Source organism: Rhodospirillum rubrum ATCC 11170, from assembly GCF_000013085.1.
Classification (GTDB): domain Bacteria; phylum Pseudomonadota; class Alphaproteobacteria; order Rhodospirillales; family Rhodospirillaceae; genus Rhodospirillum; species Rhodospirillum rubrum.
In genome coordinates this window covers 4,327,412-4,352,825 of sequence record NC_007643.1, presented here as the reverse complement: position 1 = coordinate 4,352,825, position 25,414 = coordinate 4,327,412, and the positions used below count along the sequence as shown (strand labels likewise).

24 protein-coding genes are annotated in these 25,414 nt (G+C 66.1%); 9 read left to right on the top strand and 15 right to left on the bottom strand.

The genetic code is table 11. The features are described from left to right. Window positions 1–544 precede the first annotated feature (544 nt). From rpsT to mutM, 4 genes are all read right to left on the bottom strand, one after another. Window positions 545–811, bottom strand: a complete 267-nt coding sequence (gene rpsT / locus RRU_RS19605; protein WP_011391549.1) for a 30S ribosomal protein S20 — start codon at window positions 809–811, stop codon at window positions 545–547. Between the two features lie 142 nt (window positions 812–953). Continuing rightward, window positions 954–1,730, bottom strand: a complete 777-nt coding sequence (locus tag RRU_RS19600) for an enoyl-CoA hydratase (RefSeq protein WP_011391548.1) — start codon at window positions 1,728–1,730, stop codon at window positions 954–956. 111 nt (window positions 1,731–1,841) lie between these two features. Further along, window positions 1,842–2,228 carry a hypothetical protein gene (locus RRU_RS19595; protein ID WP_014626665.1) on the bottom strand — a complete coding sequence of 129 codons (387 nt, stop codon included), beginning with the start codon at window positions 2,226–2,228 and terminating at the stop codon, window positions 1,842–1,844. A 93-nt stretch (window positions 2,229–2,321) separates the two neighbouring features. Next, window positions 2,322–3,167: a bifunctional DNA-formamidopyrimidine glycosylase/DNA-(apurinic or apyrimidinic site) lyase gene (gene mutM / locus RRU_RS19590; RefSeq protein ID WP_011391546.1), complete on the bottom strand. Its 846-nt coding sequence runs from the start codon at window positions 3,165–3,167 to the stop codon at window positions 2,322–2,324. Between the two features lie 112 nt (window positions 3,168–3,279). Between mutM and ubiE the strand changes: the two genes are divergently transcribed. The 8 genes from ubiE (at window position 3,280) to RRU_RS19550 (ending at window position 10,756) form a co-directional block, all read left to right on the top strand. Further along, window positions 3,280–4,053 carry a bifunctional demethylmenaquinone methyltransferase/2-methoxy-6-polyprenyl-1,4-benzoquinol methylase UbiE gene (gene ubiE, locus RRU_RS19585; protein WP_014626664.1) on the top strand — a complete coding sequence of 258 codons (774 nt, stop codon included), beginning with the start codon at window positions 3,280–3,282 and terminating at the stop codon, window positions 4,051–4,053. A gap of 1 nt (window position 4,054) precedes the next feature. Next, window positions 4,055–5,614 (top strand): 2-polyprenylphenol 6-hydroxylase, encoded by a 1,560-nt coding sequence (gene ubiB, locus RRU_RS19580; protein WP_011391544.1) that lies wholly within the window; start codon window positions 4,055–4,057, stop codon window positions 5,612–5,614. Between the two features lie 331 nt (window positions 5,615–5,945). Continuing rightward, window positions 5,946–7,220 carry a bifunctional phosphopantothenoylcysteine decarboxylase/phosphopantothenate--cysteine ligase CoaBC gene (coaBC, locus tag RRU_RS19575; protein WP_011391543.1) on the top strand — a complete coding sequence of 425 codons (1,275 nt, stop codon included), beginning with the start codon at window positions 5,946–5,948 and terminating at the stop codon, window positions 7,218–7,220. After that, window positions 7,217–7,672, top strand: a complete 456-nt coding sequence (locus tag RRU_RS19570) for an RrF2 family transcriptional regulator (RefSeq protein WP_011391542.1) — start codon at window positions 7,217–7,219, stop codon at window positions 7,670–7,672. Before coaBC ends, RRU_RS19570 begins: the two co-directional genes overlap by 4 nt. A 152-nt stretch (window positions 7,673–7,824) precedes the next feature. Further along, window positions 7,825–8,826, top strand: coding sequence for a cysteine synthase A (gene cysK, locus RRU_RS19565; RefSeq protein WP_014626663.1), 1,002 nt, complete (start codon window positions 7,825–7,827; stop codon window positions 8,824–8,826). A gap of 155 nt (window positions 8,827–8,981) precedes the next feature. Then, on the top strand, window positions 8,982–9,797 hold the full coding sequence (locus RRU_RS19560) for a HesA/MoeB/ThiF family protein (RefSeq protein WP_011391540.1): 816 nt from the start codon (window positions 8,982–8,984) through the stop codon (window positions 9,795–9,797). Then, window positions 9,787–10,275, top strand: coding sequence for a DsrE/DsrF/DrsH-like family protein (locus RRU_RS19555; RefSeq protein WP_011391539.1), 489 nt, complete (start codon window positions 9,787–9,789; stop codon window positions 10,273–10,275). Before RRU_RS19560 ends, RRU_RS19555 begins: the two co-directional genes overlap by 11 nt. A 169-nt stretch (window positions 10,276–10,444) precedes the next feature. Continuing rightward, window positions 10,445–10,756 (top strand): hypothetical protein, encoded by a 312-nt coding sequence (locus RRU_RS19550; protein ID WP_011391538.1) that lies wholly within the window; start codon window positions 10,445–10,447, stop codon window positions 10,754–10,756. Between the two features lie 99 nt (window positions 10,757–10,855). Here the strand turns inward: RRU_RS19550 and RRU_RS19545 are convergent, their stop codons facing one another. Then, on the bottom strand, window positions 10,856–11,842 hold the full coding sequence (locus RRU_RS19545; RefSeq protein WP_011391537.1) for a 2-hydroxyacid dehydrogenase: 987 nt from the start codon (window positions 11,840–11,842) through the stop codon (window positions 10,856–10,858). 295 nt (window positions 11,843–12,137) lie between these two features. Between RRU_RS19545 and RRU_RS19540 the strand changes: the two genes are divergently transcribed. Then, window positions 12,138–12,698: an SH3 domain-containing protein gene (locus RRU_RS19540; protein ID WP_011391536.1), complete on the top strand. Its 561-nt coding sequence runs from the start codon at window positions 12,138–12,140 to the stop codon at window positions 12,696–12,698. Between the two features lie 218 nt (window positions 12,699–12,916). Here the strand turns inward: RRU_RS19540 and irrA are convergent, their stop codons facing one another. The 10 genes from irrA to nusA all read right to left on the bottom strand — a co-directional run bounded on the left by irrA (window position 12,917) and on the right by nusA (window position 25,378). After that, on the bottom strand, window positions 12,917–13,330 hold the full coding sequence (gene irrA / locus RRU_RS19535) for an iron response transcriptional regulator IrrA (protein WP_011391535.1): 414 nt from the start codon (window positions 13,328–13,330) through the stop codon (window positions 12,917–12,919). A gap of 122 nt (window positions 13,331–13,452) precedes the next feature. After that, window positions 13,453–14,850 carry an NAD(P)H-dependent flavin oxidoreductase gene (locus RRU_RS19530; protein ID WP_011391534.1) on the bottom strand — a complete coding sequence of 466 codons (1,398 nt, stop codon included), beginning with the start codon at window positions 14,848–14,850 and terminating at the stop codon, window positions 13,453–13,455. Window positions 14,851–14,941: 91 nt separating this feature from the next. After that, window positions 14,942–15,817, bottom strand: coding sequence for a glycerophosphodiester phosphodiesterase family protein (locus tag RRU_RS19525; protein ID WP_011391533.1), 876 nt, complete (start codon window positions 15,815–15,817; stop codon window positions 14,942–14,944). 50 nt (window positions 15,818–15,867) lie between these two features. Beyond that, window positions 15,868–17,994 carry a polyribonucleotide nucleotidyltransferase gene (gene pnp / locus RRU_RS19520; protein WP_011391532.1) on the bottom strand — a complete coding sequence of 709 codons (2,127 nt, stop codon included), beginning with the start codon at window positions 17,992–17,994 and terminating at the stop codon, window positions 15,868–15,870. Between the two features lie 277 nt (window positions 17,995–18,271). Beyond that, window positions 18,272–18,541 carry a 30S ribosomal protein S15 gene (rpsO, locus tag RRU_RS19515; RefSeq protein ID WP_011391531.1) on the bottom strand — a complete coding sequence of 90 codons (270 nt, stop codon included), beginning with the start codon at window positions 18,539–18,541 and terminating at the stop codon, window positions 18,272–18,274. A 46-nt stretch (window positions 18,542–18,587) separates the two neighbouring features. Beyond that, a complete protein-coding gene (truB, locus tag RRU_RS19510; protein WP_011391530.1) occupies window positions 18,588–19,514 on the bottom strand; it encodes a tRNA pseudouridine(55) synthase TruB in 927 nt (308 codons plus the stop codon). Next, complete coding sequence (rbfA, locus tag RRU_RS19505) at window positions 19,511–20,005, bottom strand: 30S ribosome-binding factor RbfA (RefSeq protein WP_011391529.1); 495 nt, start codon at window positions 20,003–20,005, stop codon at window positions 19,511–19,513. Before rbfA ends, truB begins: the two co-directional genes overlap by 4 nt. A 244-nt stretch (window positions 20,006–20,249) precedes the next feature. Beyond that, window positions 20,250–22,850, bottom strand: coding sequence for a translation initiation factor IF-2 (gene infB, locus RRU_RS19500; RefSeq protein ID WP_014626661.1), 2,601 nt, complete (start codon window positions 22,848–22,850; stop codon window positions 20,250–20,252). A gap of 193 nt (window positions 22,851–23,043) precedes the next feature. After that, the gene (locus tag RRU_RS19495; protein ID WP_014626660.1) at window positions 23,044–23,823 is read right to left on the bottom strand and encodes an RNA-binding protein; all 780 of its coding nucleotides are present in this window, start codon (window positions 23,821–23,823) and stop codon (window positions 23,044–23,046) included. Window positions 23,824–23,827: 4 nt separating this feature from the next. Beyond that, window positions 23,828–25,378 (bottom strand): transcription termination factor NusA, encoded by a 1,551-nt coding sequence (nusA, locus tag RRU_RS19490; RefSeq protein WP_011391526.1) that lies wholly within the window; start codon window positions 25,376–25,378, stop codon window positions 23,828–23,830. Window positions 25,379–25,414 lie beyond the last annotated feature (36 nt).

Sequence of the window (25,414 nt, the reverse complement as noted above, 5' to 3'; positions counted from 1 at the left end):
CAAATACTAGGGGGATTCCTGATCCCTTCATCCCTTATGGACTAAAATCAGGGAGAAAAGAGGAATCAACCCACCGGCACATTTTCAGAAGACGCCACCGCTCGGCGGCACGTTGGAAAGATTATGACTGTGCTGCCGGTAATACAACGAGACTGAAAGGTGAACATCGAAATTTCGCGCGTTGACACCAGATTTTGGGTCTCGCCTTTCCAGACCCACAAGAGAGGGGGAAAAACGGCCGATTTCCGGGGTTTTTTGGACCAGGGGAGGACCAAAGGTCCAGGGTTGGAGCGGGGACTCCCCGTCAGCGCCGGCCGGGGCGGCGGTGGCCGCCGAGAAGACAAAAAAACACGCCTAGGTTGCCCCAAGCGTGCCGACGGCGCTCTTCCATTCGTAATCGCCAAAGCTGACCGGCCCCGGTTTCACGAAGCCATGCCAAAGAAGGCGCCACCCCCGAAAGGGGTCATGTCGCTTATCGGCCCCCGGGAGGGGGCCTTATCGCTTCATCATCCCGCTCCGCCGAAGCGGAGCAGGACGGCGCCACTTAGGCGCCGATCGCCTTGATCCGGGCCGACAGCCGGGAGATCTTGCGCGAAGCGGTGTTCTGGTGAAGAACGCCCTTGGTCACGCCGCGCTGCACTTCCGGCATGGCGATCTGGAAAGCCGCCTTGGCGGCATCCTTGTCACCGCTGGCGATCGCCGCTTCGACCTTCTTGACGAAGGTACGGATACGGCCGATGCGGGCGTGGTTGATCTCGGAGCGGCTGGCGTTGCGCAGAATGCGCTTCTTCGCCGACTTATGGTTGGCCATGGAGGGTCCCTGCTCGACATCTCAAGAAAAAGGGTTCCGCCGCGTTCCGGCCCGGACAGCCAGAGCGCGCGGAAGGGCGGCTTTATAGGATGGACCTGTCCATCCGTCAAGGAAAACGCTTGCCCGCGACTTCGGCGCCGCCTCAGCGGTCGGTGAAACTGGGCTGACGCTTTTCGATGAAGGCGTTCATGCCTTCCTTCTGGTCGTCGGTGGCGAAACTCGCCTGGAAAAGCCGGCGCTCGAATCGGACACCCTGGGCCAGGGTGGTCTCATAGGCGGCATTGACCGCCTCCTTGACCATCATGGTGATCGGCAGGCTTTTATCGGCGATCGCCTCGGCGATCTTCAGCACCTCGTCCTTGAGATCGTCCACCGGGACGATGCGGCTGACGAGGCCGCATTTCCAAGCCTCGTCGGCATCCATCATCCGCCCGGTCAGACACATGTCCATCGCCTTGGACTTGCCGACGAAGCGGGTCAGACGCTGGGTGCCGCCGGCGCCGGGCAGGGTGCCCAGGTTGATTTCGGGCTGGCCGAATTTGGCGTTCTGGGCGGCGATGATGAAATCGCACATCATCGCCATCTCGCAGCCACCGCCCAGGGCGAATCCGGCCACGGCGGCGATGATCGGCTTGCGGCAGGTGGTCACCCGCTCCCAGCCCTTGGTGATGAAGTCTTCGAGATAGGCGTCCATATAGGACTTTTCGGCCATCTCCTTGATATCGGCGCCGGCGGCGAAAGCCTTGTCCGAGCCGGTCAGGACGATGACGTGGACGTTCACATCGGCCTCGAAGGCGTCGAGGGCGGCGCCGAGATCGCGGACCAACCCGGCCGAAAGGGCATTGAGCGCCTTGGGCCGGTTGAGCGTGACGATGCCCACTTTACCGTTGGTTTCCACGAGAATGTTTTCGTAGGCCATCTGAGCCTGCTCCCTCAATGGTGGTAGGATCATGCGGGATTGTCGGGCCGCCCGTGGGCGGGCGGCGGGCGGACCGGGGGCCGCCGCCAAAGGGTAAGCCGCTGGCGCGGCTCAGCCGTCGGGGGCCAGGGAAAACCGGACCGTCAGGGCGGGGGACTCGCCGATGAAATCGAGATCAAGGGTTTCTCCCTCGCGGGCGAAGGAACTCGGACCCGAGATCTTCCAGCCAAGCTGGGGCAGAGTCGAGCGATAGAACTCAAGGACGCGGGCCCGCTTCACCGGACCGCTGGCGAAGGCCTCAACCAAGCGCCCCCCGGTGGCTTCGAAGACCATTCCCGAATCGGGAACCGGGGCGAGACCGGGCATCAGGGGCACGTCCTCGGTGCCGCGCACGAATTTCACCGGGGCCTCGGCTTCGGCTTGAAAGGCCGCCGCCGGCGGCACCACGATCACCGATCCCAGCAGGGTTATCGCGGCGAAACCACCGGCGATCAGCATGGGGGCAAAAGCTACCGATCGAGTCGAAAGGTAGCGGCGGCTCGGGGGCTTTCCCTGGAGTCTTGGCGCGTTCATGGGCCGGAGACTACACCATCACCGCTGACGACGCCCGCAGAAAAAGGTGGATCGCCCGGACTGGACCATCCGTTCGATGCCGCCGGTCCGCGCCACATCGCAGTCGCAGCCCGGGCAGGGTTGGCCGACGCGATCGTAAACGGCGAAGCGGTGCTGAAAATAGCCCAAAGCCCCATCGGTCTGGCGATGGTCGCGCAACGACGAGCCGCCCGCGGCGATGGCTTCGCCCAAAACGGCGCGAATCGCCGCCACCAGCGCCTCGGCCCAGGCGCCGGTGACGCTGGCCGCCGGGCGCAGCGGCGAAATGCCGGCGCGGAACAAGGCCTCGCTGACATAGATATTGCCAAGCCCGGCCACCACGCCCTGATCAAGCAGCGCCGCCTTGATCGGCGCCTGACGGCCGTTCAGCCGGCGCACCAGGACCTCGGCGTCGAAAGCCTCGGACAGCGGCTCGGGACCAAGCTTGGCCAGCAGCGGGTGATCATCCAGAGTCTCGGGCTCGGCCAGGGTGATCAGACCGAAGCGCCGGGGGTCGCGAAAGGTGACGCGCAGGCCAGCCTCGGTTTCGAACAAAATATGATCATGGGGCCCCGGTTCGGCATGACCGGCCAGCGGCCCAACGGTCATGCTGCCCGACATGCCAAGATGGATCAGCGCCACCGGCCCATCGATCATGCGTAATAACAGATACTTAGCCCGGCGATCGAGACTACCGACAACCTTTCCGGTCAGCCGTTGGACCAGATCGACCGGGATCGGCAGACGCAGCGCCGGCCGTCGCGCCGCCACCCGGCTTAGCCGTTCTCCGACAAGAGCCGGGGTCAAGCCCAAGCGCACGGTTTCCACTTCGGGTAATTCTGGCATATGGTCCGCTTCCCTTGGGGTTCCCCGCCAAGATGGCGCGGGACGCACCCCGTTCTCCGGGGCGCCAACGTTCGTGTGGCGTGGCCCCGTCGCTTATACTAAGGTGCGCGGCATGACGCAGGAAACTGATACGACACACTTTGGCTTCCGTACCGTCAAGGCGGCGGAAAAGGCCAGTCTCGTGCGCGGAGTCTTCGACTCCGTCGCTCCCCGCTACGACCTGATGAACGACCTGATGAGCGGTGGCATTCACCGGGTCTGGAAGGACGCCTTCGTCGATTGGCTCGATCCCCGCCCGGGGCGCGCCTATCTCGACTTGGCCGGCGGCACCGGCGATATCGCCTTCCGCATTCTGGAACGCAGCCGCCGCAAAGTGGCCGAGGGCGTCGCCCCGGCCCATGTGACGGTTTGCGACATCAACAAGGAAATGCTCAGCGTCGGCCGTGATCGCGCGATCGATCGCGGCATCGTCAGCGGCCTGTCATGGACCTGCGGCGACGCCGAGGCCGTTCCCTTGCCCGACCGCAGCGTCGATGCCTATACCATCGCCTTCGGCCTGCGCAACGTCACCCATATCGACGCCGCCCTGGCCGAGGCGCGGCGCGTGCTCAAGCCCGGCGGCCGTTTCCTGTGCCTGGAATTCAGCAAGGTGGTGGTGCCGGTCCTTGACCAGCTTTACGACCTTTATTCCTTCAAGATGTTGCCGATCATGGGCCGCTACGTCGCCCGTGACGAGGAAGCCTATCGCTATCTGGCCGAGAGCATCCGCAAGTTCCCGCCCCAGGAAGAACTTCTGGCGCGCATGGAAGCCGCCGGCCTTGGTCAGGTCCGCTATCGGAACCTGTCGGGCGGCATCGCCGCCATGCATTCGGGACGGCGCCTCTGACATGATTGGCCACCTCCGTAATCTGACCCGGTTGATCACCATCGCCCGGGTTCTGGCGCGTCACGATGCCCTGTTCCCGCTGGAGCGCCTGGGGGTGGCCAAACCGGCCGTCTGGATCGCCAAGGCGGCCAGCCGCCGCAATGTGCCAGGCCGTCCGGGCGAAAAGCTCGCCGCCGCCTTTGGCGAATTGGGTCCGTCCTTCATCAAGCTTGGCCAAGCATTGTCGACGCGGGCCGATCTGATGGGCGAAGAGGTCGCGGCCGACCTGTCCAATCTGCAAGACTCGCTGCCGCCCTTCCCCTTCGAGGATGTCCGCCGCACGGTGGAAACCGAACTGGACCGGCCCCTTGAAAGCGCCTTCAGCGTTTTCGATCCGGTGCCGGTGGCGGCGGCGTCGATCGCCCAGGTTCATTTCGCCATCACCGCCCCCGATGCCGAGGGCCATACCCGCGAAGTCGCGGTCAAGGTTCTGCGCCCCGGCGTCGAGGAGGCCTTCCGCCGCGATATCGATCTGCTGTTCTGGCTCTCGCGGCTGGTGGAATTCGCCCAGCCCCAGTGGCGCCGGCTGCGCCCGGTGGAAAACGCCCGAGCCTTCGAGGAATCGGTCGTCATCGAGATGGACCTGCGCTTCGAAGCCGCCGCCGCCTGCGAACTGGCCGAGAATTTCGCCGATGATCCGACCTTCCGCGTGCCGGCCATCGACTGGCAGCGCACCGGCCGGCGAATCATGACCCAAGAACGGGTGCGCGGCCTGCGCATCGACGAGCCCGACAAGCTGATCGCCGCCGGCCTCGATCCCCGGGTGCTGGTCGGCAACGCCGCCAACGCCTTCTTCAGCATGGTCTTCCGCGACGGCTTCTTCCACGCCGACCTCCACCCCGGCAATATGTTCGTCGATGCCGAGGGGGTTCTGGTCGCCGTCGATTTCGGCATCATGGGCCGAATCGACCGCCAGACCCGGCGCTATCTGGGCGAGATGCTGCTGGGCTTCCTGACGGGCAATTATCGCCGCGCCGCCGAGGTCCATTTCGAGGCCGGCTGGGTTCCCGCCGATAAATCGGTCGAGGGCTTCACCCAGGCCTGCCGTTCGATCGCCGAACCGATCATGGGCCGGCCGCTCAACGAGATTTCCGTCGCCCGCCTGCTTGGTCAGTTGTTCCAGGTCACCGAGACCTTTGACATGCAGGCCCAGCCCCAGTTGCTGCTTTTGCAAAAAAGCATGCTGGTGACCGAGGGCGTCGGCCGCACCCTGGCCCCCGATGTCAATATGTGGGAGCTTTCCCGCCCGCTGATCGAATCGTGGATGGCCGACAACCTCGGTCCCCAGGCCCGGTTGGCCGATGGCATGAAGACGCTCAGCGACTCGGTGGGCCGGCTGCCGCGTCTGCTGGAATCGGCCGAGAACCTGCTGGGCGGCATGGATAAGGGCGGCTTCCGCCTGCACCCGGAAACGGTCAAGGCCCTGCGCGGCAATCGCGGCCCCTTGAGCGGGGTGATCACCGTCGCCCCCTGGCTGATCGCCATCGTGCTGGGCGTACTGCTTTTCCTCAAAGAGTCCTAAGCACCCCCGGGCGATCGCCGGCCCCGGCCTTGCCGCCGGGAGCGCCTCCCCAGCGCTCTGAACCAGAGTGCGACGACGATTTTCTTCACTCTCGAATTGCCGGCGGTGCGCGGGGAGCAAGCCTCACGCCCACCGCCGCCGCGATTTCACGGAAATTCCGTGGGACTCTCCTTGCCAAGGTCCTTGCGAATTTGTTCAATTCGCCCCCTATAACCCTTTGCCGGTCCGTTTAGTCCCCTTCTAACCCTTGCGGGTGGGGGACCATCGCCAGAACCGGCGAGTCCGGCGGCCTTGTGCTGTCGCCGCCCGACCGCAAACGGAGCCCCATAGCGTGAACGACAAGCGCATCTTGTTGATCGTGGCGGGCGGCATCGCCGCCTATAAGTCGCTCGACCTCATCCGCCGCCTGCGCGATCAAGGGGCCCGGGTCCGCTGCGTCCTGACCCGGGGTGGCAGCCAGTTCGTCACGCAGCTGTCGCTTGCGGCGCTGTCGGGCGAGCCGGTCTATCAGGATCTGTTCTCGCTGACTGATGAAACCGAGATGGGCCATATCCGCCTGTCGCGCGAGGCCGATATCGTCGTGGTTGCCCCGGCGACCGCCGATCTGCTGGCCAAGATGGCCGGGGGCCATGCCGATGATCTGGCCAGCACCACCTTGCTCGCCACCGACAAGCCGGTTCTCGTCGCCCCGACGATGAACCTGTTCATGTGGGCCCATCCGGCGACCAGGGCCAATATGGCCCTGCTTGAAAGCCGTGGCATCCATCGCGTCGGCCCCGGATCGGGCGATATGGCTTGCGGGGAACAGGGCGAGGGGCGGATGGCCGAGGTGCCCGAGATCCTCGCCGCCATCAAACGGGTGCTTGGCCTGTCGCCGGCCGCGCCCGGCCCCTTAAGCGGCCGCCACGCCCTGGTGACCAGCGGCCCCACCCACGAACCGATCGATCCGGTGCGCTATATCGCCAACCGTTCCTCGGGCCATCAGGGCCATGCCATCGCCGGGGCCCTGGCCCGGCTTGGCGCCCGCGTCACCCTGGTCAGCGGCCCGACAGCCCTGGCCGATCCGCCGGGAACGACGGTGGTGCGCGTCACCACGGCGCGCGAGATGCTGGCCGCCTGCCAGCAGGCCCTGCCCGCCGATATCGCCGTCTGCGCCGCCGCCGTCGCCGATTGGACGGTGACCCATCCGGCGACCCATAAAACCAAGAAGGCCGCCGGCGCGCCGCCGCCGGTCCTCGCCCTCAGCCCCAATCCCGATATCCTGGCCAACCTCGCCGCCGCCGGACCCCAGCGCCCCGCCCTGGTCGTCGGCTTCGCCGCCGAGACCGAGGAGGTCGTCGCCCAGGCCTCGGCCAAGCGCCTGCGCAAGGGCTGCGACTGGATCATCGCCAATGACGTGTCCGAGGCTGGCAATGGCGGTCGCGGCACCGTCTTCGCCAGCCCCGACAACACGGTGCATGTGATCACCGCCGAAGGCGTCGAAGACTGGCCGACCCTGTCCAAGGACGTGGTCGCCCACCGCTTGGCCGGGCGCATCGCCGCGACGCTGACCGACCGGGCCGCCGCCCCCTGCCCCTCCCCCGCGCAGAAGGGATCTTTGGCATGATCAGGCTTTCCAAAAAGATGCTCTTCGCCATCGAGGCGGTGCTTGATATCGCCTATCACGCCGGCGGCGAACCGGTGCAAAGCCGCGAGATCACCCGCCGCCAGGGCATCCCCCGGCGCTATCTGGAACAGACCCTGCAGCATCTGGTGCGCAGCGGCGTGCTGACCGGCGTGCGCGGCCCGCGCGGCGGCTACCGGCTGGCCCGCGAACGCCGGCGCATCACCATCGGCGAAATCGTCCGCGTCGTCCGCGACCTGGAAGCCATCGACGAGGCGGTCGATGAACTGCCCGGCTCGGATCTTGGCCGTCAGGTGGTGCGGCCGCTGTGGAACGAATTGCACGACGAGTTGATGGTCAAGCTCGACACCCTCACCGTCGATGACCTGTGTACCCGCGCCTATCGCGACGGCATTCCCAGCGAAGCCGAAAAGAACCTGGATTTCACCATCTGACCGCGACGGCGGCGCCCGGGCGGTGTCCGGCTAAGCGGGTGGCCAAGCCCGGGAAAACGCCGGGAATCATTTGACATCGGCCGATGCCGGTGTAAATACAGATCAATAGGTGTTTATGCCTTTCTAATTACACAATGGAACTGGAAAAAGCCATGACCGTGATCGCTCCGTCCGCCGCCTCCGAGTCCGTCGGCACCAGCGCGACCGACATCGAGTTCCGCGGCAAGGTCTATGACTCGATCGTCGACACCATCGGCGCCACGCCGCTGGTCCGGCTGGCGCGCTTTTCCAAGGCCCATGGCGTGGTCGCCGACCTGCTTGGCAAATGCGAATTCTTCAATCCGCTGGCCAGCGTCAAGGACCGCATCGGCTTCGCCATGATCGATGCCGCCGAACGCGACGGCCGCATCAAGCCCGGCGCCACCCTGGTCGAACCGACCTCGGGCAATACGGGCATCGCCCTGGCCTTCGTTTGCGCCGCGCGCGGCTACCGGCTGATCTTAACCATGCCCGAAAGCATGTCGATCGAGCGCCGCAAGATGCTGACCCACCTCGGCGCCGAAATCGACCTGACCCCGGCGGCCAAGGGCATGAAGGGCGCCGTCGCCCGCGCCCAGGAACTGGTCGAGAGCATTCCCGGCGCCGTGCTGCTTCAGCAGTTCGACAATCCGGCCAACCCCGAGATCCATCGCCAGACCACCGCCCAGGAAATCTGGAACGATACCAACGGCGCCGTTGATATCGTGGTGTCGGGCGTGGGCACCGGCGGCACGGCGACCGGCATCGCCAGCGTCCTCAAAAAGCTCAAGCCCAGCGTCAAGCTGGTGGTCGTCGAGCCCGAGGACAGCCCGGTGATCAGCGGTGGCGCCCCGGGGCCCCACAAGATCCAGGGCATCGGCGCCGGCTTCATTCCGGGCAATCTCGATGTCAGCCTGATCGATGAAGTGGTCAAGGTCGCCAACGAAACCGCCTTCGCCACCGCCCGCGCCGTCGCCCGTCAGGAAGGCGTGCCGGTGGGGATTTCCTCGGGCGCGGCCCTGGCCGCCGCCGTCGAGGTCGGCCAGCGCCCGGAAAACAAGGATAAAACCCTGGTGGTCATCCTGCCCAGCTTCGCCGAGCGCTATCTGTCGACGCCGCTGTTCGAGCAGCCCTGAGCGGCCGATCGCCCCGGGCGGGGTGGTGGCTCTCGCCCCGGGCGGGGCGGTGGCTCTCGCCCCAGGCGGGGCGGTGGCTGTTGAACTCGGCGCGGATTCCCGGTAACCCGGGGGTCCGCGCCGTTTTCCCTTTGCCGTCCTGGATCCCCCCGCCCATGGATTTCACCGAAGAACAGATCCACCGTTACGCCCGCCATATCCTGCTGCCCGAGGTCGGCGGCACCGGTCAGGCCCGCCTGCTGGGCGCCCGGGTGCTGGTGGTCGGCGCCGGCGGCCTCGGCTCGCCGCTGGTGCTGTATCTCGCCGCCGCCGGCGTCGGCACCATCGGCGTCATCGATGCCGATGTCGTCGACCTGTCGAACCTGCAGCGCCAGATCCTGCACACCACCGAGCGCATCGGCATGACCAAGGTCGACAGCGCCGCCGCCGCCGTCGCCGCGATCAATCCCGGCGTGCGCCTTGAGACCCACACCGAGCGGCTGACCGCCGCCAATGCCCTGGAGTTGATCGGCGCCTATGATCTGGTGGCCGATGGCAGCGACAATTTTCCCACCCGCTTTCTGATCAACGACGCCTGCCACCTGCTGGGCAAGACCCTGGTCAGCGCCGCGGTGCTGCGCTTCGATGGCCAGCTTTCCACCTTCCGCACCCATCAGGGCGGGCCCTGTTATCGCTGCCTGTACCCCGAGCCGCCACCCGAAGGATCGGTGCCGACCTGCGCCGAGGCCGGGGTCCTGGGCGCCGTTGTCGGCACCATGGGCAGCCTGCAGGCGACCGAGGTGATCAAGGAGCTTCTGGGCATCGGCCGCTCGATGGCCGGGCGGCTGCTGATCTGCGACGCCCTGGCCGGCGGCTTCCGCGAGGTCCGGCTCAAGCCCGATCCCGCCTGCCCGCTCTGCGGCGCCCAACCGACGATCACCGATCTGTCCCTCCACGCCGATCAGGCCGAGGGATCCGTCTGTGCCGGGTGATCCCGCCGCGCCCGCGCCCGGCATCGCCGGCCTGTCGGCGGTGGTGCTCTCGGATGCCTTCGAGCGCGTCCATTACGCCCTGGTCCTAGCCAGCGCCGCCGCCGCCCTGGGTCAGCCCGCCCTGCTGTTCTTCACCCTGGGGGCGACCAGGGCCCTGGCGCGGACCGCCCGCCCCTCCACGCCCCCGCCCGGGGTCACGGGGGATGTCAGCCCCGGCTGGCGGGCGCTCGCCCCTTCGCCCGGACATGACACCGCCCTGGCCCAGGATCAGGCCCTGGCGGCGCGCGGCGTCGCCGATTTCGAAACCCTGCTGGAGGCCTGCGTCGCGCTGGGCGTGCGCTTCGTCGTCTGCGAGGCCGGTCTGCGCGCCATCGCCCTGACCCCGGCCGATCTGCGCGACGACCTGCCCTGCGAGGTCGCCGGCGCCGTCACCTGGCTGACCGAGACGCCGGCGGGAGCCGCCACCTTGATGGTATAAGACTATTGGTATGAGGCTGGGGATGAGAGGGCCACGCCTACACGTAACAGGCGTGGTTCACCCTCTTTTTACGCTCATTGGTTAATTTTTCGGGGCGCAGACGGCCCTGGATTGAGCTCGTCTCCGGGGCCGGCCGCGCGTCGGACCACCCCTCGAAGGAGACAACCCCATGGGCCACGCTTTTGCCGATCCATCCCGCCTGACCGCCTTGCCCAGCCTGCCCCCATCCCTGGCCCTGGCCGCGCGCCGGCGGGCCATCCTTAGCCTCGCCACCCGCCTGAGCCAGGATCGGGCGCTGTTCGAACGTTTGCTGCGCCGGGCCGCAGTCGAGGCCGGCGGGGATGGCCGGATCGGTCTGGACATCCGGCGGCGGCTGCGGGCGCGGCGGGCCGAAGGCACCTTGGGCCCCTGGTGGCATTGCGCCCATCAGGAGCTTTTCGCCCTAGCGATCGCCGCCCGCCGTTTCGGCGCCGCCGCCTGATCCGGGGGCCGCCCAAGGCCCCCCGTCAGGGCGCAGGCCCGCCCGCGCCCCGCCGCCGTCACCCTTCCGCCTTAAAGGCCGCCCTGGTCCCGCAAGGGCTCAGAGCATGGTGGGCAGAACCCGGTCGGGAGGCTTGTGACCATCGACGAAGGTCTTGATGTTGATCAGAACCTTCTCGCCCATGTCGATCCGCCCCTCCAGCGTCGCCGAGCCCATGTGGGGGAGCAGCAAGACGTTGTTCATGGCGACCAGCTTGGGATTGACGGCGGGTTCGTATTCGAAGACGTCAAGGGCCGCACCGGCCAGGTCCCCCTTCGCCAGCATGCGCACCAGGGCGTTCTCGTCGATCACCTCGCCGCGCGCCGTATTGACCACATAGGCCTCGGGCCGCAGCAGCGCCAAGCGCCGGGCCGACAACAGATGATAGGAGGCCGGGGTATGGGGACAGTGGATCGAGACCACGTCCATCCGCGCCAGCATCTGATCGAGGCTTTCCCAATAGGTGGCGTCGAGTTCCTGTTCCAGGCTTTCGTGCAGCCGGCGGCGGTTGTGGTAATGGATGGTCATGCCAAAGCCCCGGGCGCGCCGGGCGACGGCGCGGCCGATCCGCCCCATGCCGATGATGCCCAGGCGCTTGCCCCAGATGCGGTGGCCCAGCATATGGGTCGGGCTCCAGCCCAGCCACTGGCCCTCGCGCACCATGCGCTCGCCCTCGGCCAGCCGACGCGGCACGGCCAGGATCATCGCCATCGTCATATCGGCGGTGTCTTCGGTCAGAACGTCGGGGGTATTGGTGACGGTGACGCCGCGCTGATGGGCGGTGGCCACGTCGATATGGTCGATGCCGGTGCCGAAATTGGCGATCAGCCGCAGCGACTCCCCGCAATGGGACAGCACGCCGCCATCGATGCGGTCGGTCACCGTGGGAACCAGCACATCGGCCTCCGCCACGGCCTGGCAGAGTTCTTCCCGGGTGAACGGATGGTCATCGACGTTCAGCCGGGCATCGAACAGCTCCGCCATGCGGGTTTCGATGGCTTCGGGCAACTTACGCGTAACGATGACCAGAGGCTTGGCCTGCGGCATAGAGGAAACTCCCGGTTACGGCTGAGCGGTCCGAGGGCGGACGAGGGGAACCCGTTGAGCCGGATTCTCCCGAGGATTGTCGACTTTGCGTAGCAAGACGGCCCCACATTGTCCAGCGGCGCCATGCGTCGAGAGCGGCGGACACCGTGATGGCGGGGCGATCCCCGCGCGCCAGCCTTGACCGAAGGGCGATCGAACCGGTCTAATGGGGTCCGCGCGGCGTTCGTCCCGGGCGCTCCCACACCCATCCCGTCCCGCCTGACAAGCCCTTGAAGAGCCCCGGACCCTTGACGCCATGACCCTTCGCAAGCCCTTTTCCCTCCCGGCCCTCGTCGCGACGATGGTTGCCCTGGCCCTGGTCGTGGCGACTCCGCCGACCAAAGCCCAGGTCGCCCCCGAAGCCGACGAAAACGCCGGGTCGGGGGGCGAGGCGCCCAGCGGCCTGCCGCTTCCCCGATTCGCCTCGTTGCGGTCGGCTCAAATCAATATGCGCTCGGGTCCGGGCACCCGTTATCCGGTGGTCTGGACCTTTCAGAAGCGCGGAATTCCCATAGAGATCCTGGCCGAATACGACAATTGGCGCAAGATCCGCGATCCCGAGGGGTCGGAGGGGTGGGTTCACCGTCACATGCTCTCGGGCGAGCGCACGTTTCTCACCATCGGCGGCCCGCAGATTCTGCGCAGCGACCCTTCGGTGGAAAGCAGGCCTCTGGCCCGTCTGGAGCCGGGCGTGATCGGTAAATTGCTGACATGCCCCAGGGCGACCGCCTATTGCCGGGCCGATGTCGGGGGCTATCTGGGCTGGTTGGCGCGCGATGCCTTCTGGGGGCTCTATCGCGACGAAACCCTGGATTAGGCAACCCGGCGAGGGCCCGGAGTCGGGGGGCCGAGGTCGGGAGGAACAAAGCCGGGAGGGACAAAATTGGGGGGCGAGAAAATCCCACCGGTCCCGGGGGCGCTCGGGACCTGGATCTTCCAACCCGGAAACGGATAAAGATCCGGCGGGATTGGCCGCCGCACCTCGGGCTCTAAAGCCGACGACACCCCGTCCTTGACCGGACAGGGGCGCGCGGATCAGACACCCAGGCGAATAACCAAATCGATGACGCGAACATTGGCGCCGGCCGGGATCTCGGGCAGGCGGTCGATGTTGACGTCGGAGGCCGGAATATCCACCAGCTCCCCCGAAACCTCGAAGTAGAAGTGATAGTGCTCGGAGGTATTGGTATCGAAATAGGAGCGGCCGGGGTCAACGACCACTTCGCGCAAAAGTCCACCTTCTGTGAATTGATGCAACGTATTGTAGACGGTAGCCAGAGATACGGAAACGCCCGCATCCATCGCTTCGGTATGCAGGGTTTCAGCCGTCACATGACGGTTTCCGGCATCGAACATTAACCGGGCCAAGGCCAGACGCTGACGCGTCGGGCGCAGACCCGCTTTTCTTAATTTTTCCAGGATAGGCCTGAACGGACGATGATGGTTCATTTTTTCGGTCCTTACCGCAAGTCCCTAACCATAGCAGAGACTCACGGCAAATTGGAACTAAGTCAATATCCGTTCTAGCTAGGAACTAAATTCCAGGCTGCAAAACCCTTTTCGGTTGCCGGTCAATCGCCCGTCAGGATGCGCTCGACCAACTCGCCCATGGTCGGAATCCGTCCCGAAGTGAAGAACGGATCGGTGGCGAAGCGGAAGGCGTTATGGCCGGCGAACATCAGGTTCTGGTCGACGGGGTGGCCGTGGGCGATTTCCTGGAGGGTCTTTTGAATACAGAACGAGCGGGGGTCGGCGCGCTTGCCGGTGTTGTTCAACTCGTTCTCCGCCCAGTTCGAGAACCCGCAGGCCGACAGGCAGCCCATGCAATTGATCTGGTCGGTCTTGATGCGCTCGGCGCGCTCGGGCGTGACGAAGATCAGCGAGTTATCGGGCGTGCGCATGGCTTCGGTGAAGCCCTGGGCGACCCAGGCATGGGCCAGAACGCTATCCTCGGCGCGCACGAACACCTCGCGGGCGCGCGGGCCGACGGCGAAGCTGGTGGTGTGCTGGCCCTGGGGCTCGGTGAAATAGGTGATCTGGCGGTTGGAGCGCTCGACCAGTTCCTGAAGGAAGTCATTGCGCACGGCCGAGGAGTAGAACCCCGTCGGGCTGAAGCGATGGAGCAACACGTCGCCCGGACGCAAGGTCAGCAGGCGCTGCTTCCACTCGTCGGAAATCGGGCTTTCCTGGGTCAGCAGCGGCCGGGTGCCGAACTGGAAGGCGATCGGCCCCAGCTCGGGGTTTTCAAGCCATTCGGCCCATTCGCGCAGATACCACACGCCGCCGGCCATGATGATCGGCACCTCGGGAGCGCCGACGGCGCGCATCTGGGCGCGCAATTCGGCGACGCGCGGCAGGGGCGGCTGGGGTTCGCGCGGGTTTTCGCTGTTGGACAGGCCATTGTGGCCGCCGGCCAGCCAGGGATCCTCATAGACGACGCCGCCCAGCCATTCGGGGGCCTTGCTATAGGCCCGCTTCCACAGGGCGCGGAAGGCGCGGGCCGACGACACGATGGGATAGTAATAGACGCGGTGGCGGGCGGCGATCTCGGCCACGCCATAGGGCATGCCGGCGCCGCAGGTCACGCCATGGACCAGGCCCTTGGCGCCTTCGAGCACGCCTTCGAGAACCTCGCGGGCCCCGCCCATTTCCCACAGGACGTTGATGTGCATCCGCCCTTCGCCGCGCGCTTCCTCGTGGGCGATGCGGGCCTGGACGATGCCGCCCTTGATGCCGAAGTCGATCAGCTCGCGGTGGCGTTCGCTGCGCGTCCGCCCCTTGTAAACCTGATTGGCCAGGGCGCCGGTCTCGTCATAAAAATCGGCATTCACCGCGCTGATGGTGCCAACACCACCAGCGGCCGCCCAGGCGCCCGAGCTGCGGCCGTTCGTCACCGCAACGCCCTTGCCGCCTTCGACCAGGGGATACACTTCCTTGCCCGATATCAGGAGCGGTTTGATATCTTTCACGAACGCTGCCCTTCCCGTCTGCTTTTCTTGTCCATGGATCCGTCATGGAAATCAAAACGGCAAAATCTCCGCACTCCGCACCGCGCCGGCATCACCGGCCCGTCGGTCCCACGGGATCGTCCCCTGCCTTTTTGTCCCCTTTATCCAGCAAACTTGCCGGTCGGTCGGTAATAATGGCATCCGCACCTTGTTCCCACAAGGCCAGGGCGCGCGACCGGTCATTCACCGTCCAGACGGCGCGGCGCAGGCCCGCCGCCCGCAGGGTTTCCAGCGTTTCGGCCGAGGCGAGCGCATCGTCCAAATGAACGCCGACGCAGCCAAGAGCGCGGGCGCGTTCGATCAACAGGGCGGCGGTCCAGCCATCGGCGGCATCGGCCAGCAGGGCGCGCGGCCAGGGCGTCATCACCCCCTGGGCGGCGATCGCCGCCGCTTCGGCCAAGGCGTCCAGATCGAAACTGGAAATCACCAAGGGCGGCGCGGCCTGGGGCCAGCGCCTTTGGGCGACGGCCAGGGCGGCCCGCGCCGTTTCGGCGGTCCGTCCGGGGCAGGGCTTGAGTTCGATATTGGCTCCCAGCCCGAGCACCGCAAGGGTGTCGAGGGTTTCCGCCAGGGTCGGCACCCGTTCTCCGGCGAAGTCGGCTGAAAACCAGCTTCCGGCGTCGAGGTCCTTGAGATCGGCCAGACAGAGGGCGGCAACCGGCCCCTGCCCGTTGGTCGTACGATCAAGCGTGTCGTCATGAAGGACGATCGGCACGCCTTCGGCCGTCAGCTTGACGTCGAATTCAACCCAGCGCGCTCCGGCCGCCGCGGCGGCCTGGAAACTGGCCAGGGTGTTTTCCGGCGCCGAAGCGGCGGCTCCCCTGTGCCCGATCAGACGGTCGGGCACAGGGGGGTAGGCGATGCCACCAGAGGCGGGAGAAGGAGTCCCAGAAAGACCGGGACGATCGGTCTGAGAGCGGTCGGACATGGTCTTTCCCTTAAGGCCGGACACGCCTTCTCCGCGCGTCGGTCGGGTTGTTACTCTTCCGCGGGGGCCTGCGTCGACAAATCGGCGCCGGTGACCTGATCGACCTGCTTCATCGACAGCTTGATCTTGCCGCGATCGTCAAAGCCGACGCACTTCACCTTCACCTGATCGCCGACATTGACCACATCGCCGACCTTCTTGACCCGGTCCTGGGACAGCTCGGAAATATGGACGAGACCGTCGCGGGTGCCGAGGAAGTTCACGAAGGCGCCGAAGTCCATGATCTTGACCACCTTGCCGGTGTAGACCACGCCAATCTCGGGCTCGGCGACGATGCCCTTGATCCAATCGACGGCGCGCTGGGTCGCTTCGGCATCGGCCGAGGCGATCTTGATCGTGCCGTCGTCTTCGATATCGATCTTGGTGCCGGTGACTTCGGTGATCTCGCGGATGACCTTGCCGCCCGAACCGATGACCTCGCGAACCTTCTGCGGCGGCACCTTGATGGTGGTGATGCGCGGCGCGAAATCGGACACGTCCGACCGGGCGTTGCCCAGGGCCTTGGTCATCTCGCCCAGGATATGGATGCGCCCGTCCTTCGCCTGGTTGAGCGCGACATTCATGATCTCCTTGGTGATCGAGGTGATCTTGATGTCCATCTGCAAGCTGGTGATACCATTGGCGGTACCGGCCACCTTGAAGTCCATGTCGCCGAGGTGATCCTCGTCGCCCAGGATGTCGGAGAGCACGGCGAAGCGCTCGTCTTCCTTGATCAGGCCCATGGCGATACCGGCCACGGCGTTCTTGAGCGGCACGCCGGCATCCATCAGGGCGAGCGAGGTGCCGCAGACGGTGGCCATCGACGACGAACCGTTCGACTCGGTGATCTCGGAGACGACGCGGACGGTGTAGGGGAAGGCGTCCTTGGCCGGCATCATCGGATGGATGGCGCGCCAAGCCAGCTTGCCATGACCGATTTCACGACGGCCCGGAGACCCCATGCGCCCGGCCTCGCCCACCGAATAGGGGGGGAAGTTGTAGTGCAGCATGAAGTTTTCGCGGTATTCGCCTTCCAGGGCGTCGATGATCTGCTCATCCTGGCCGGTGCCGAGCGTGGTGGTGACCAGCGCCTGGGTCTCGCCCCGGGTGAACAGCGCCGAACCATGGGCGCGCGGCAGGATGCCCGGATAGATTTCGATCGGGCGCACGGTCTTGGTGTCGCGACCGTCGATGCGCAGGCCGGTATCAAGGATGGAGCCGCGGACGATGTCCTTCTCCAGATCCTTGAAGGCGGCGCCGGCCAGGGCGAGGGCGGCGTCGTCGCCGGCGAAGGCGGCGGTCACGGCGTCGCGGACGGCATCCACCTTGTCGTGGCGGACCATCTTGTCGGCTTCTTTATAGGCGTCGCGCAGACCGGCTTCGCCGACTTCACGAACCTTGGCGGCCACGGCCTCGGCCTCGGGGGCCGGCGGCTCGATGGCGCGGGGCTCGCGGGCGCACTGTTCGGCCAGGGCGATGATGGCGTCGATGACGGGCTGATAGCCCTCGTGGCCGAACATCACCGCGTCGAGCATCTGCTGCTCGGACAGCTCGTGGGCCTCGGATTCGACCATCAGCACGCCTTCGCGGGTGCCCGCGACCACCAGATCGAGGACCGAGTCGGCCATCTGATCACGGGTCGGGTTCAGCACGAAGGCGCCGTCGATCAGACCGACGCGGGCGGCGCCGATGGGGCCGAGGAAGGGCAGGCCCGACAGGGTCAAAGCCGCCGAGGCGCCGACGATGGCGACGATATCGGGGTTGTTTTCAAGGTCGTGGCACAGAACGGTGCAAACCAGCTGGGTTTCGTTCTTGTAGCCATGAACGAACAGCGGCCGGATCGGCCGGTCGATCAGGCGGGAAACCAGGGTTTCCTTCTCGCTCGGACGACCCTCGCGCTTGAAGAAACCGCCCGGGATCTTACCGGCGGCGAACGTCTTTTCCTGGTAGTTCACGGTCAGCGGAAAGAAATCGAACTTCGACTTCGTCTTCGCGCCGACGGCGGTGCACAGCACCGTGGTGTCGCCCAGGCTGGCCATCACCGCGCCATCGGCCTGACGGGCGATGCGCCCGGTCTCGAGGACCAGCTTGCGCCCGCCCCATTCGATTTCCTTGCGGAACACGTTGAACAGAGACATGCGTTTCTTCATCCTTTTTCGTATCCATCGCCGCCGGATTGCGCCAGCCGCCGGGGGATTCGGAAGGAAAGCCTTCCGTATGCCACGGCGGCCGGAGACCCCCTGGGTCCTCGATGCCTGCATCGTCGCGTGCGCTTCGTGCCGCAACGCCAACGGATCGCCCCGCCAGTCCGGGCGGTTCCGACCGTTTGCCATCCGTGCTCCGCAATCACCGTGATGCCGGGCCTGAATGGAAAACCGGGCAGCGACGCCTTGACGTCCTGCCCGGTGACCCGACTTACTTACGGATGCCGAGGCGTCCGATCAAATCTTCGTAGCGCTTCACGTTCTTGCCCTTGAGGTAATCGAGCAGACGGCGGCGCTGGCTGACCATCATCAGGAGACCACGACGGGAGTGGTTGTCCTTCTTGTGGATCTTGAAGTGCTCGGTGAGGTTGGTGATCCGCTCGGTCAGAATGGCGACCTGCACCTCGGGAGAGCCGGTATCGCCTTCCTTCGTGGCGTAATCCTTGATCATTTCCTGCTTGCGCTCGGGCGTGATCGACATCGGTATGATCTCCTTGTTTCCAGCGCCGTCCCGCGTGGGGATCGGCCTAGAGGTTGACGACGCGCAAGGGGCGGATTTCGCCCTCTACGATTTTTGCCAAAGCCACCAGTTTTCCATTGAGCAGCGCCTGAACGGTTTCGCCTTGGGCGAGTCCGTTCAGGGGGGTCCGGCTTGCCAGATGCAAGAGGGACACGGGCTGTCCTTGGGACAGGCGACGGGCCTCCGCTTCCGTCAAAGGCACGGCCGGGATGTCGGCCAGCGCGGCCTCGATGGGAAGCAGGCTTTCAGAATGGGGCGCATCATGCCCGAGGGCGTCTACCATATCCAGAGAAATCGCCGTTTCGGCGGTGAACGGACCGCATGCGAGACGACGCAGGGCGACGACATGGCCGACCGTTCCCAGGGCCAAGGCCAGGTCGCGGGCCAGCGAGCGCATATAGGCGCCCTTGCCCGAAACGATGCGGAAATGGCCAAAATCCGGGGTCGAGGTCTCGAGAAGCGTCAGATCCTTGATCAGGATCTTGCGCGACTTCAATTCCACGGCCTGATCGGCGCGCGCCAGATCATAGGAGCGCCGCCCCTCGACCTTGACGGCCGAATAGATCGGCGGCACCTGTTCGATCTCGCCGGTGAAGCGCGCCAGCATGGCGGTGATCGCCTGGGCATCGGGACGGACATCGCTGGTGTCGATGACCTTGCCTTCGCGATCGTCGGTATCGCGGGCTTCACCCCAGCCGACGACCATGTGATAGACCTTGGTGCCGTCCATCACATAGGACACGGTCTTGGTCGCCTCGCCAAAGGCGATGGGCAGAACGCCGCTGGCCAACGGATCAAGGGTGCCGCCATGGCCGACCTTGGCCGCGTCCATCGTCCGCCGCAGCCGGTTGACCACATCGGTGCTGGTGATGCCGACGGGCTTGTCGATGGCAAGCCAGCCGTGGATCGCCTGACCGCGCCGGCGCCGGCTCATCGTCCCTCGTCCGCCGGCGGCGGGGCGGCCGCGCCGGGGCCCTCTTCGCCGCCGTCGTCGTCTTCATCGTCCGCCTCGTCATCCCCGTCATCCTCGCCCGACGGCGGGACGCCCAGGTCGCGGGCGACTTCGGGGCGGTGGAGCAGGCCGTTGATGTATTCGGCGTAATCGAACGACGGATCGGATTCGAAGCGCAGATCGGGAACGAATTTGGTGTGGATGCGGATCGCCACTTCCCGGCGCAGGAAGGCCCGCGCCTTGCGCAGGCCGGTCAGCACCTCGTCGAGCGGACCACCGCCCAGACGCACCAGAAACACCGTGGCGTTGCGCAGATCCGGGCTGATCCGGACCTCGGTCACGGTCAGGGCGACGCCGGCCACGGCCGGGTCGCGCACAGTGCCGCGCTCGAACACCTCGGCCAGGGCATGGCGGATTTCCTCGCCAACGCGAAGCTGGCGCTGGGTGGGGGCTTTGTCGCTCGTCCTGGTCATGGTCAGACCTCAGTTTCCTCTAATGGACCTCCCCTCAACACCAAGGCGGGAGCCGATCGGCCCTCTCTGCCCCTGGAAGCCGGGGGACCCCTGATGCGTGATGGGGACGTCGAATGGTCCGGAGACTGGACCTCTTGTTAAAACTGTTCCGCCGGCGCGGAAGGCCAGGGCGATGCCCCGCTTCCGGCCGGCGGACCTGTTCCACCCCGCAAGGGGAAGAAAGAGAAGGGGAGGGTCGCCGCCCTTAAAGGACGGCGGCCACCTCTTCCATCTCGAAGCACTCGATAACGTCGCCGACCTGGATATCGTTGTAGGTCTCGAAGGACATGCCGCATTCGTAGCCTTCGCGCACTTCGCGGACATCGTCCTTGAAACGCTTGAGCTGGCTGAGGCTGCCTTCGTGGATCACGACGTTGTCGCGCAGCAGACGGACCTTGGCGCCGCGCTTGACGATGCCTTCGGTCACCATGCAGCCGGCGACCTTGCCGACCTTGGTGATGTTGAAGACTTCGCGGATCGCCGCATAGCCGATGAAGCTTTCCTTGAAGGTCGGCTCCAACATGCCCGACAACAGCGCCTTCACCTCGTCGGCCACCGCGTAGATGATCGAGTGGTAACGGATGTCGATGCCGTCGCGCCGGGCCATTTCACGGGCCTGCGGATTGGCGCGGACATTGAACCCGATGATCAGCCCGTCCGAAGCCTTGGCCAGGGTCACGTCGGATTCGTTGATGGCGCCGACCGCCGCGTGCAGCACGCGGATCTTGACGTCGTCGTTGCCAAGCTTCTCCAGGGTGCCGACCAGGGCTTCCACCGATCCCTGCACGTCGGCCTTGATGACCACCGGCAGTTCCCGGGCCTCGCCGGCCTGGATACGCTCGAACATCTGCTCCATCGTCCCGCGGGCGGTACGCACCTGTTGGGCGTCGCGGTCCTTGCGCTGGCGATATTCCGAGATTTCGCGCGCCCGGTTCTCGTCTTCGACGACGATGAAATCATCGCCCGCCGCCGGCGTTCCCTGGAAGCCCAGAACCTCGACCGGCATGGCCGGCGTCGCCGCGATCACCCGGTTGCCATGGTCGTCGACCAGGGCGCGAACGCGACCCCATTCGGCGCCGGCAACGAAGATGTCGCCCACCTTCAACGTGCCCTTCTGAACCAGGATGGTGGCCACCGAGCCCCGGCCCTTTTCGACCTTGGCTTCGATCACCACGCCCTGGCAGGCGCGGTCGGCATTGGCCTTGAGGTCCAGAATCTCGGACTGCAGAAGGATGGCCTCCTCCAGCTTGTCGAGATTGAGACGCCGCTTGGCCGACACCTCGACGTTCAGCACGTCGCCGCCCAGCTGCTCGACCACCAGTTCATGCTGGAGCAGGTCGGTACGGACCTTTTCCGGATTGGCGTCGGGCAGATCCATCTTGTTGATGGCCACCACCACCGGCACTTCGGCGGCGCGGGCATGGCGGATCGCCTCGATCGTCTGGGGCATGATGCCGTCGTTGGCGGCAACCACCAGCACGACGATATCGGTGACCCGGGCGCCACGGGCTCGCATGGCGGTGAACGCCGCATGGCCCGGGGTGTCGATGAAGGTGATCTTCTGACCCGATTTGGTCACGACCTGATAGGCGCCGATATGCTGGGTGATGCCACCGGCTTCGCCACCGGCCACATCGGTCTTGCGCATGGCGTCAAGCAGCGAGGTCTTGCCATGGTCGACGTGACCCATGACGGTCACCACCGGCGGCCGCGAGGTCAGGACCTCGGTGCCATCGGGCAGGGCGTCGCCCAGACCAAGCTCGACATCGGAATCCGAGACCCGGCGCGAGGCATGGCCGAATTCGGCCACCACCAGCTCGGCGGTATCGGCGTCGATGGTCTGATTGATCGTCGCCATCACACCCATTTTCATCAGGGTCTTGATGACGTTGGCGCCACGCTCGGCCATACGGTTGGCCAGTTCCTGGACGTTGATCACGTCCGGGATGATGACCTCGCGCACCACCCGCTCGGCCGGAGACATCATCTCGGCCTTGCGCTTTTCCTTTTGCTTGGCGCGGCGCAGGGCGGCGACCGAGCGGCCGCGTTCCGAACGCTCGTCGCCTTCAAGGGCGGCGGTGACGGTCAGTTTACCGCGACGCTTGGGCTCGACCCGCTTGGCCGGCGCCGGCTTCGGCGGCACGGCGCCACGGCTGGCCACCTTCTTGGGCGCGTCGTCGTCCTCGTCCTCGACCACCCGGCGCGGTCCGGGGCGCGGAGCCTCGGTCGGCGAACGGGGGGCCTCGGCGGCCGGACGGGCCGAAGCATCGGGTCCGGGGCGCGGACCCGAGCGGGTCGGCGCCGGAGCCGGAGCCTGAGGGGCGGCCGCGACCTGGGGGGCGGCGGGCGCCACGTCCTCGGCCGGAGTTTCGGCAGCGTCACCGGCCGCGGCGCGGGCGGCACGGGCCGCCTCTTCCTCGGCCTTGCGGCGTGCCTCTTCCTCGACCTTGAGGCGGGCTTCCTCCTCCTCGCGGCGGCGGCGCTCGATTTCCTCAAGCCTCTTGCGTTCGGCTTCCTCGGCCGCACGCACCACCGCTTCCTCAACGGCGCGGCGGCGCCCCTGCATCTCCTCGGAAGTCAGTCCGGTATCGAACACGGCGGCGCCACGGATGGCATTCTGCACCGCCGCCGGGTCGCCGGAGGTAGCCGGGCGCTTCTTGCTTTTGCGCACCTCGACCTGCACCACCTTGGAGCGTCCATGGGAGAAGCTCTGCCGGACCTGACCGGTCTCGGCACTCTTCTTCAGCTCCAGCTTCCCTTTCGGCGACAGCGACAGGGGGGCTTTACGGTCCTTGTCGTTCGTCATTCGGCTACGCCTTGCTCCCATTCATCCGGACCGGCCGGTCCGTTTCCGCTACCACGGGGACAACCCCGCGGTCTCTACACACCGGACCTTCGCGACCAAAACCGGGGCATCTCGCCGCGGCTTCGCATCGCCTGTCCCTTTATCCTCGGCCGTCCGTGGCGCGCTTCCCGGGTCACCCCAAGTCGCGCCCCCCTCACAGCGGTTTGGTCTTCCGGTCCCGTCGGTTCCGCTCGCGCGGGCCCGAGTGGCCGGACCGGGGACCGCCTGATTTGCGGTCCGCGTCCTTGGTGTCCGTCCCCGCCGCGTCGGTCTGCCCGTCAAGGCGACCCCGCAGGCGGGCCAGACGAATGAGATCGGCTTCCAGACGCCGGGCGAGACCGCCGGGCTCCAAAGCCGCATGTACCGCTTGCTCCCTGGCGAAAGCGCGGCCCAGAGCCAAACGATCCATGGCCCTGAAAACCGGCATACCCCAGGTCTCGGCGCCCAGCTTGGCCCGGCCGCCTTCGCTGCCGTCCCACGCCTCGAGCACCATTCCGGCCCGTCCCGTATGAACCCAGGACTTCACCTTCTCGAAACCGGCGACCGCCTGCCCAGCCTTGCGGGCCAGACCGACCAGATCGACGCAGCGCTCTTCGAGCAGGCGATCGACCCGTTCGGCCAAATCGGGCGGCAAAACGACGGCCCGCTTGGCGGCCCGGGCGAAGACGCCCTTGGCCGCCGCCGTTTCTACCACATCGCGCCCCGGGCTCAACCATAAACCCCTGCCGGGCAGGCGCGCGTCGAGATCAGGCACGACAAGCCCGTCCGGAGCGACGATGAAGCGCAACATCGCTTCGCGTCGGCGAACCGCCCGGCTCAGAATACACCGTCGATTCGGCCCTTCGGGCTCGCGATCGTCGGCGGGCACACGCTTCCCGGAGGCGGGCGGCGCCGTGTCGTCGGCGGAGTCGTCGTCCAGGGCGGGATCGTCCATCGGATCAGGCATCCTGCTCCGGGGTCTTCGCCGTCGCGTCGTCGGCCGAGTCGCCGGCTTCGCCGAACCAATGGGCGCGCGCCGCCATGATCACGGCGTTGGCGTCGTCCTCATTCAGGCCGCCAACGATCTCGATCAATTCGTCGCTGGCCAGATCGCCGAGATCGTCGAGGGTTTTCACGCCCTTTTCGCCCAGGGCGACCAGCATGGCGGCGGTCAGCCCCTCGATTTCGGCCATCTCGTCGACGACGCCCAGTTCCTTGCGGCGCTCTTCGTTCAAACGCTCGCGTTCGGCCAGGAAGACCTGGGCGCGGTTCTGCAGCTCGGAGGCCACGTCCTCGTCGAAGCCTTCGATCTCGCTCAACTCGGCAATGGCCACGAAGGCCACGTCCTCGACGGTGGTGAAGCCTTCGGTCACCAGAAGGTGGGCGATGACGTCGTCAACGTCCAGGGCTTCGATGAAGGCCTGGGTGCGGATGCGGAATTCGTCCTGGCGGCGTTCGCTTTCCTCGGCCTCGGTCAGGATATCGATATCCCAGCCGGTCAGCTTCGAGGCCAGACGGACGTTCTGCCCGCGCCGGCCGATGGCCAGCGACAATTGCTCGTCGGGCACCACCACTTCGATGCGGTTGGCTTCCTCGTCAAGCACGACCTTGGCGACCTCGGCCGGGGCCAGGGCGTTGACGACGAAGGTCGCCGGATCGGTCGCCCATTGAATGATGTCGATCTTCTCGCCCTGAAGCTCGGCGACCACCGCCTGAACGCGGCTGCCGCGCATGCCGACGCAGGCGCCGACCGGATCGATGGCGTGGTCGTTGGACAGCACGGCGATCTTGGCGCGCGATCCGGGATCGCGCGCCACCGATTTGATCTCGATGATGCCGTCGTAGATTTCGGGCACTTCCTGGGCGAACAGCTTGGCCATGAACTGCTCGTGGGTCCGCGACAGGAAGATCTGCGGGCCGCGGGGTTCCTGGCGAACGTCCATGATATAGGCGCGGATGCGGTCGCCGTTCTTGAAGTGCTCGCGCGGGATGACCTCGTCCCGGCGCAGCAGCGCTTCGGCCCGGCCCATGTCGACGATGACATTGCCGAATTCGACGCGCTTGACCAGACCATTGATGATCTCGCCCAGGCGATCCTTGTATTCGGCGAACTGGCGCTCGCGCTCGGCGTCGCGGACCTTCTGAACGATCACCTGCTTGGCGGTCTGGGCGGCGATCCGCCCGAAGTCGATGGGGGGCAGGGGATCGACCAGGAATTCACCCAGTTCGATATCGGCTTTCTTGCGCTTGGCGCCGGCCAGGGTGATCTGGGTGAATTCGTTCTCCACCTCCTCGACCACTTCGATGTAACGGGCCAGACGGATTTCGCCGGTCTTGCGATCGATGCGCGCCCGGATATCGTGTTCATGGCCGTATTTGGAGCGACCGGCCTTCTGAATGGCCTGCTCCATGGCGGCGAACACTTCCTCGCGCTCGATGCTCTTGTCGCGGGCCACGGTATCGGCCACCTGGACTAGTTCGGGCCGGCTCATGCCAACGGTTCGTTCCATCGTTTCGCTATCCTGGTTGTTCGACCTGATTGTTCG

Excerpts from the sequence above, each read along its gene's own strand:
- truB (WP_011391530.1), bottom strand. The coding sequence starts at position 19,514 with ATGAGCCGGCGCCGGCGCGGTCAGGCGATCCACGGCTGGCTTGCCATC.
- RRU_RS19495 (WP_014626660.1), bottom strand. The coding sequence starts at position 23,823 with ATGGACGATCCCGCCCTGGACGACGACTCCGCCGACGACACGGCGCCG.
- RRU_RS19550 (WP_011391538.1), top strand. The coding sequence starts at position 10,445 with ATGGGCCACGCTTTTGCCGATCCATCCCGCCTGACCGCCTTGCCCAGC.
- rpsT (WP_011391549.1), bottom strand. The coding sequence starts at position 811 with ATGGCCAACCATAAGTCGGCGAAGAAGCGCATTCTGCGCAACGCCAGC.
- ubiE (WP_014626664.1), top strand. The coding sequence starts at position 3,280 with ATGACGCAGGAAACTGATACGACACACTTTGGCTTCCGTACCGTCAAG.
- infB (WP_014626661.1), bottom strand. The coding sequence starts at position 22,850 with ATGACGAACGACAAGGACCGTAAAGCCCCCCTGTCGCTGTCGCCGAAA.
- ubiB (WP_011391544.1), top strand. The coding sequence starts at position 4,055 with ATGATTGGCCACCTCCGTAATCTGACCCGGTTGATCACCATCGCCCGG.
- RRU_RS19560 (WP_011391540.1), top strand. The coding sequence starts at position 8,982 with ATGGATTTCACCGAAGAACAGATCCACCGTTACGCCCGCCATATCCTG.
- RRU_RS19600 (WP_011391548.1), bottom strand. The coding sequence starts at position 1,730 with ATGGCCTACGAAAACATTCTCGTGGAAACCAACGGTAAAGTGGGCATC.
- mutM (WP_011391546.1), bottom strand. The coding sequence starts at position 3,167 with ATGCCAGAATTACCCGAAGTGGAAACCGTGCGCTTGGGCTTGACCCCG.
- RRU_RS19595 (WP_014626665.1), bottom strand. The coding sequence starts at position 2,228 with ATGCTGATCGCCGGTGGTTTCGCCGCGATAACCCTGCTGGGATCGGTG.
- RRU_RS19570 (WP_011391542.1), top strand. The coding sequence starts at position 7,217 with ATGATCAGGCTTTCCAAAAAGATGCTCTTCGCCATCGAGGCGGTGCTT.
- rpsO (WP_011391531.1), bottom strand. The coding sequence starts at position 18,541 with ATGTCGATCACGCCCGAGCGCAAGCAGGAAATGATCAAGGATTACGCC.
- RRU_RS19540 (WP_011391536.1), top strand. The coding sequence starts at position 12,138 with ATGACCCTTCGCAAGCCCTTTTCCCTCCCGGCCCTCGTCGCGACGATG.
- nusA (WP_011391526.1), bottom strand. The coding sequence starts at position 25,378 with ATGGAACGAACCGTTGGCATGAGCCGGCCCGAACTAGTCCAGGTGGCC.
- RRU_RS19525 (WP_011391533.1), bottom strand. The coding sequence starts at position 15,817 with ATGTCCGACCGCTCTCAGACCGATCGTCCCGGTCTTTCTGGGACTCCT.
- pnp (WP_011391532.1), bottom strand. The coding sequence starts at position 17,994 with ATGTCTCTGTTCAACGTGTTCCGCAAGGAAATCGAATGGGGCGGGCGC.
- irrA (WP_011391535.1), bottom strand. The coding sequence starts at position 13,330 with ATGAACCATCATCGTCCGTTCAGGCCTATCCTGGAAAAATTAAGAAAA.
- cysK (WP_014626663.1), top strand. The coding sequence starts at position 7,825 with ATGACCGTGATCGCTCCGTCCGCCGCCTCCGAGTCCGTCGGCACCAGC.
- rbfA (WP_011391529.1), bottom strand. The coding sequence starts at position 20,005 with ATGACCAGGACGAGCGACAAAGCCCCCACCCAGCGCCAGCTTCGCGTT.
- RRU_RS19545 (WP_011391537.1), bottom strand. The coding sequence starts at position 11,842 with ATGCCGCAGGCCAAGCCTCTGGTCATCGTTACGCGTAAGTTGCCCGAA.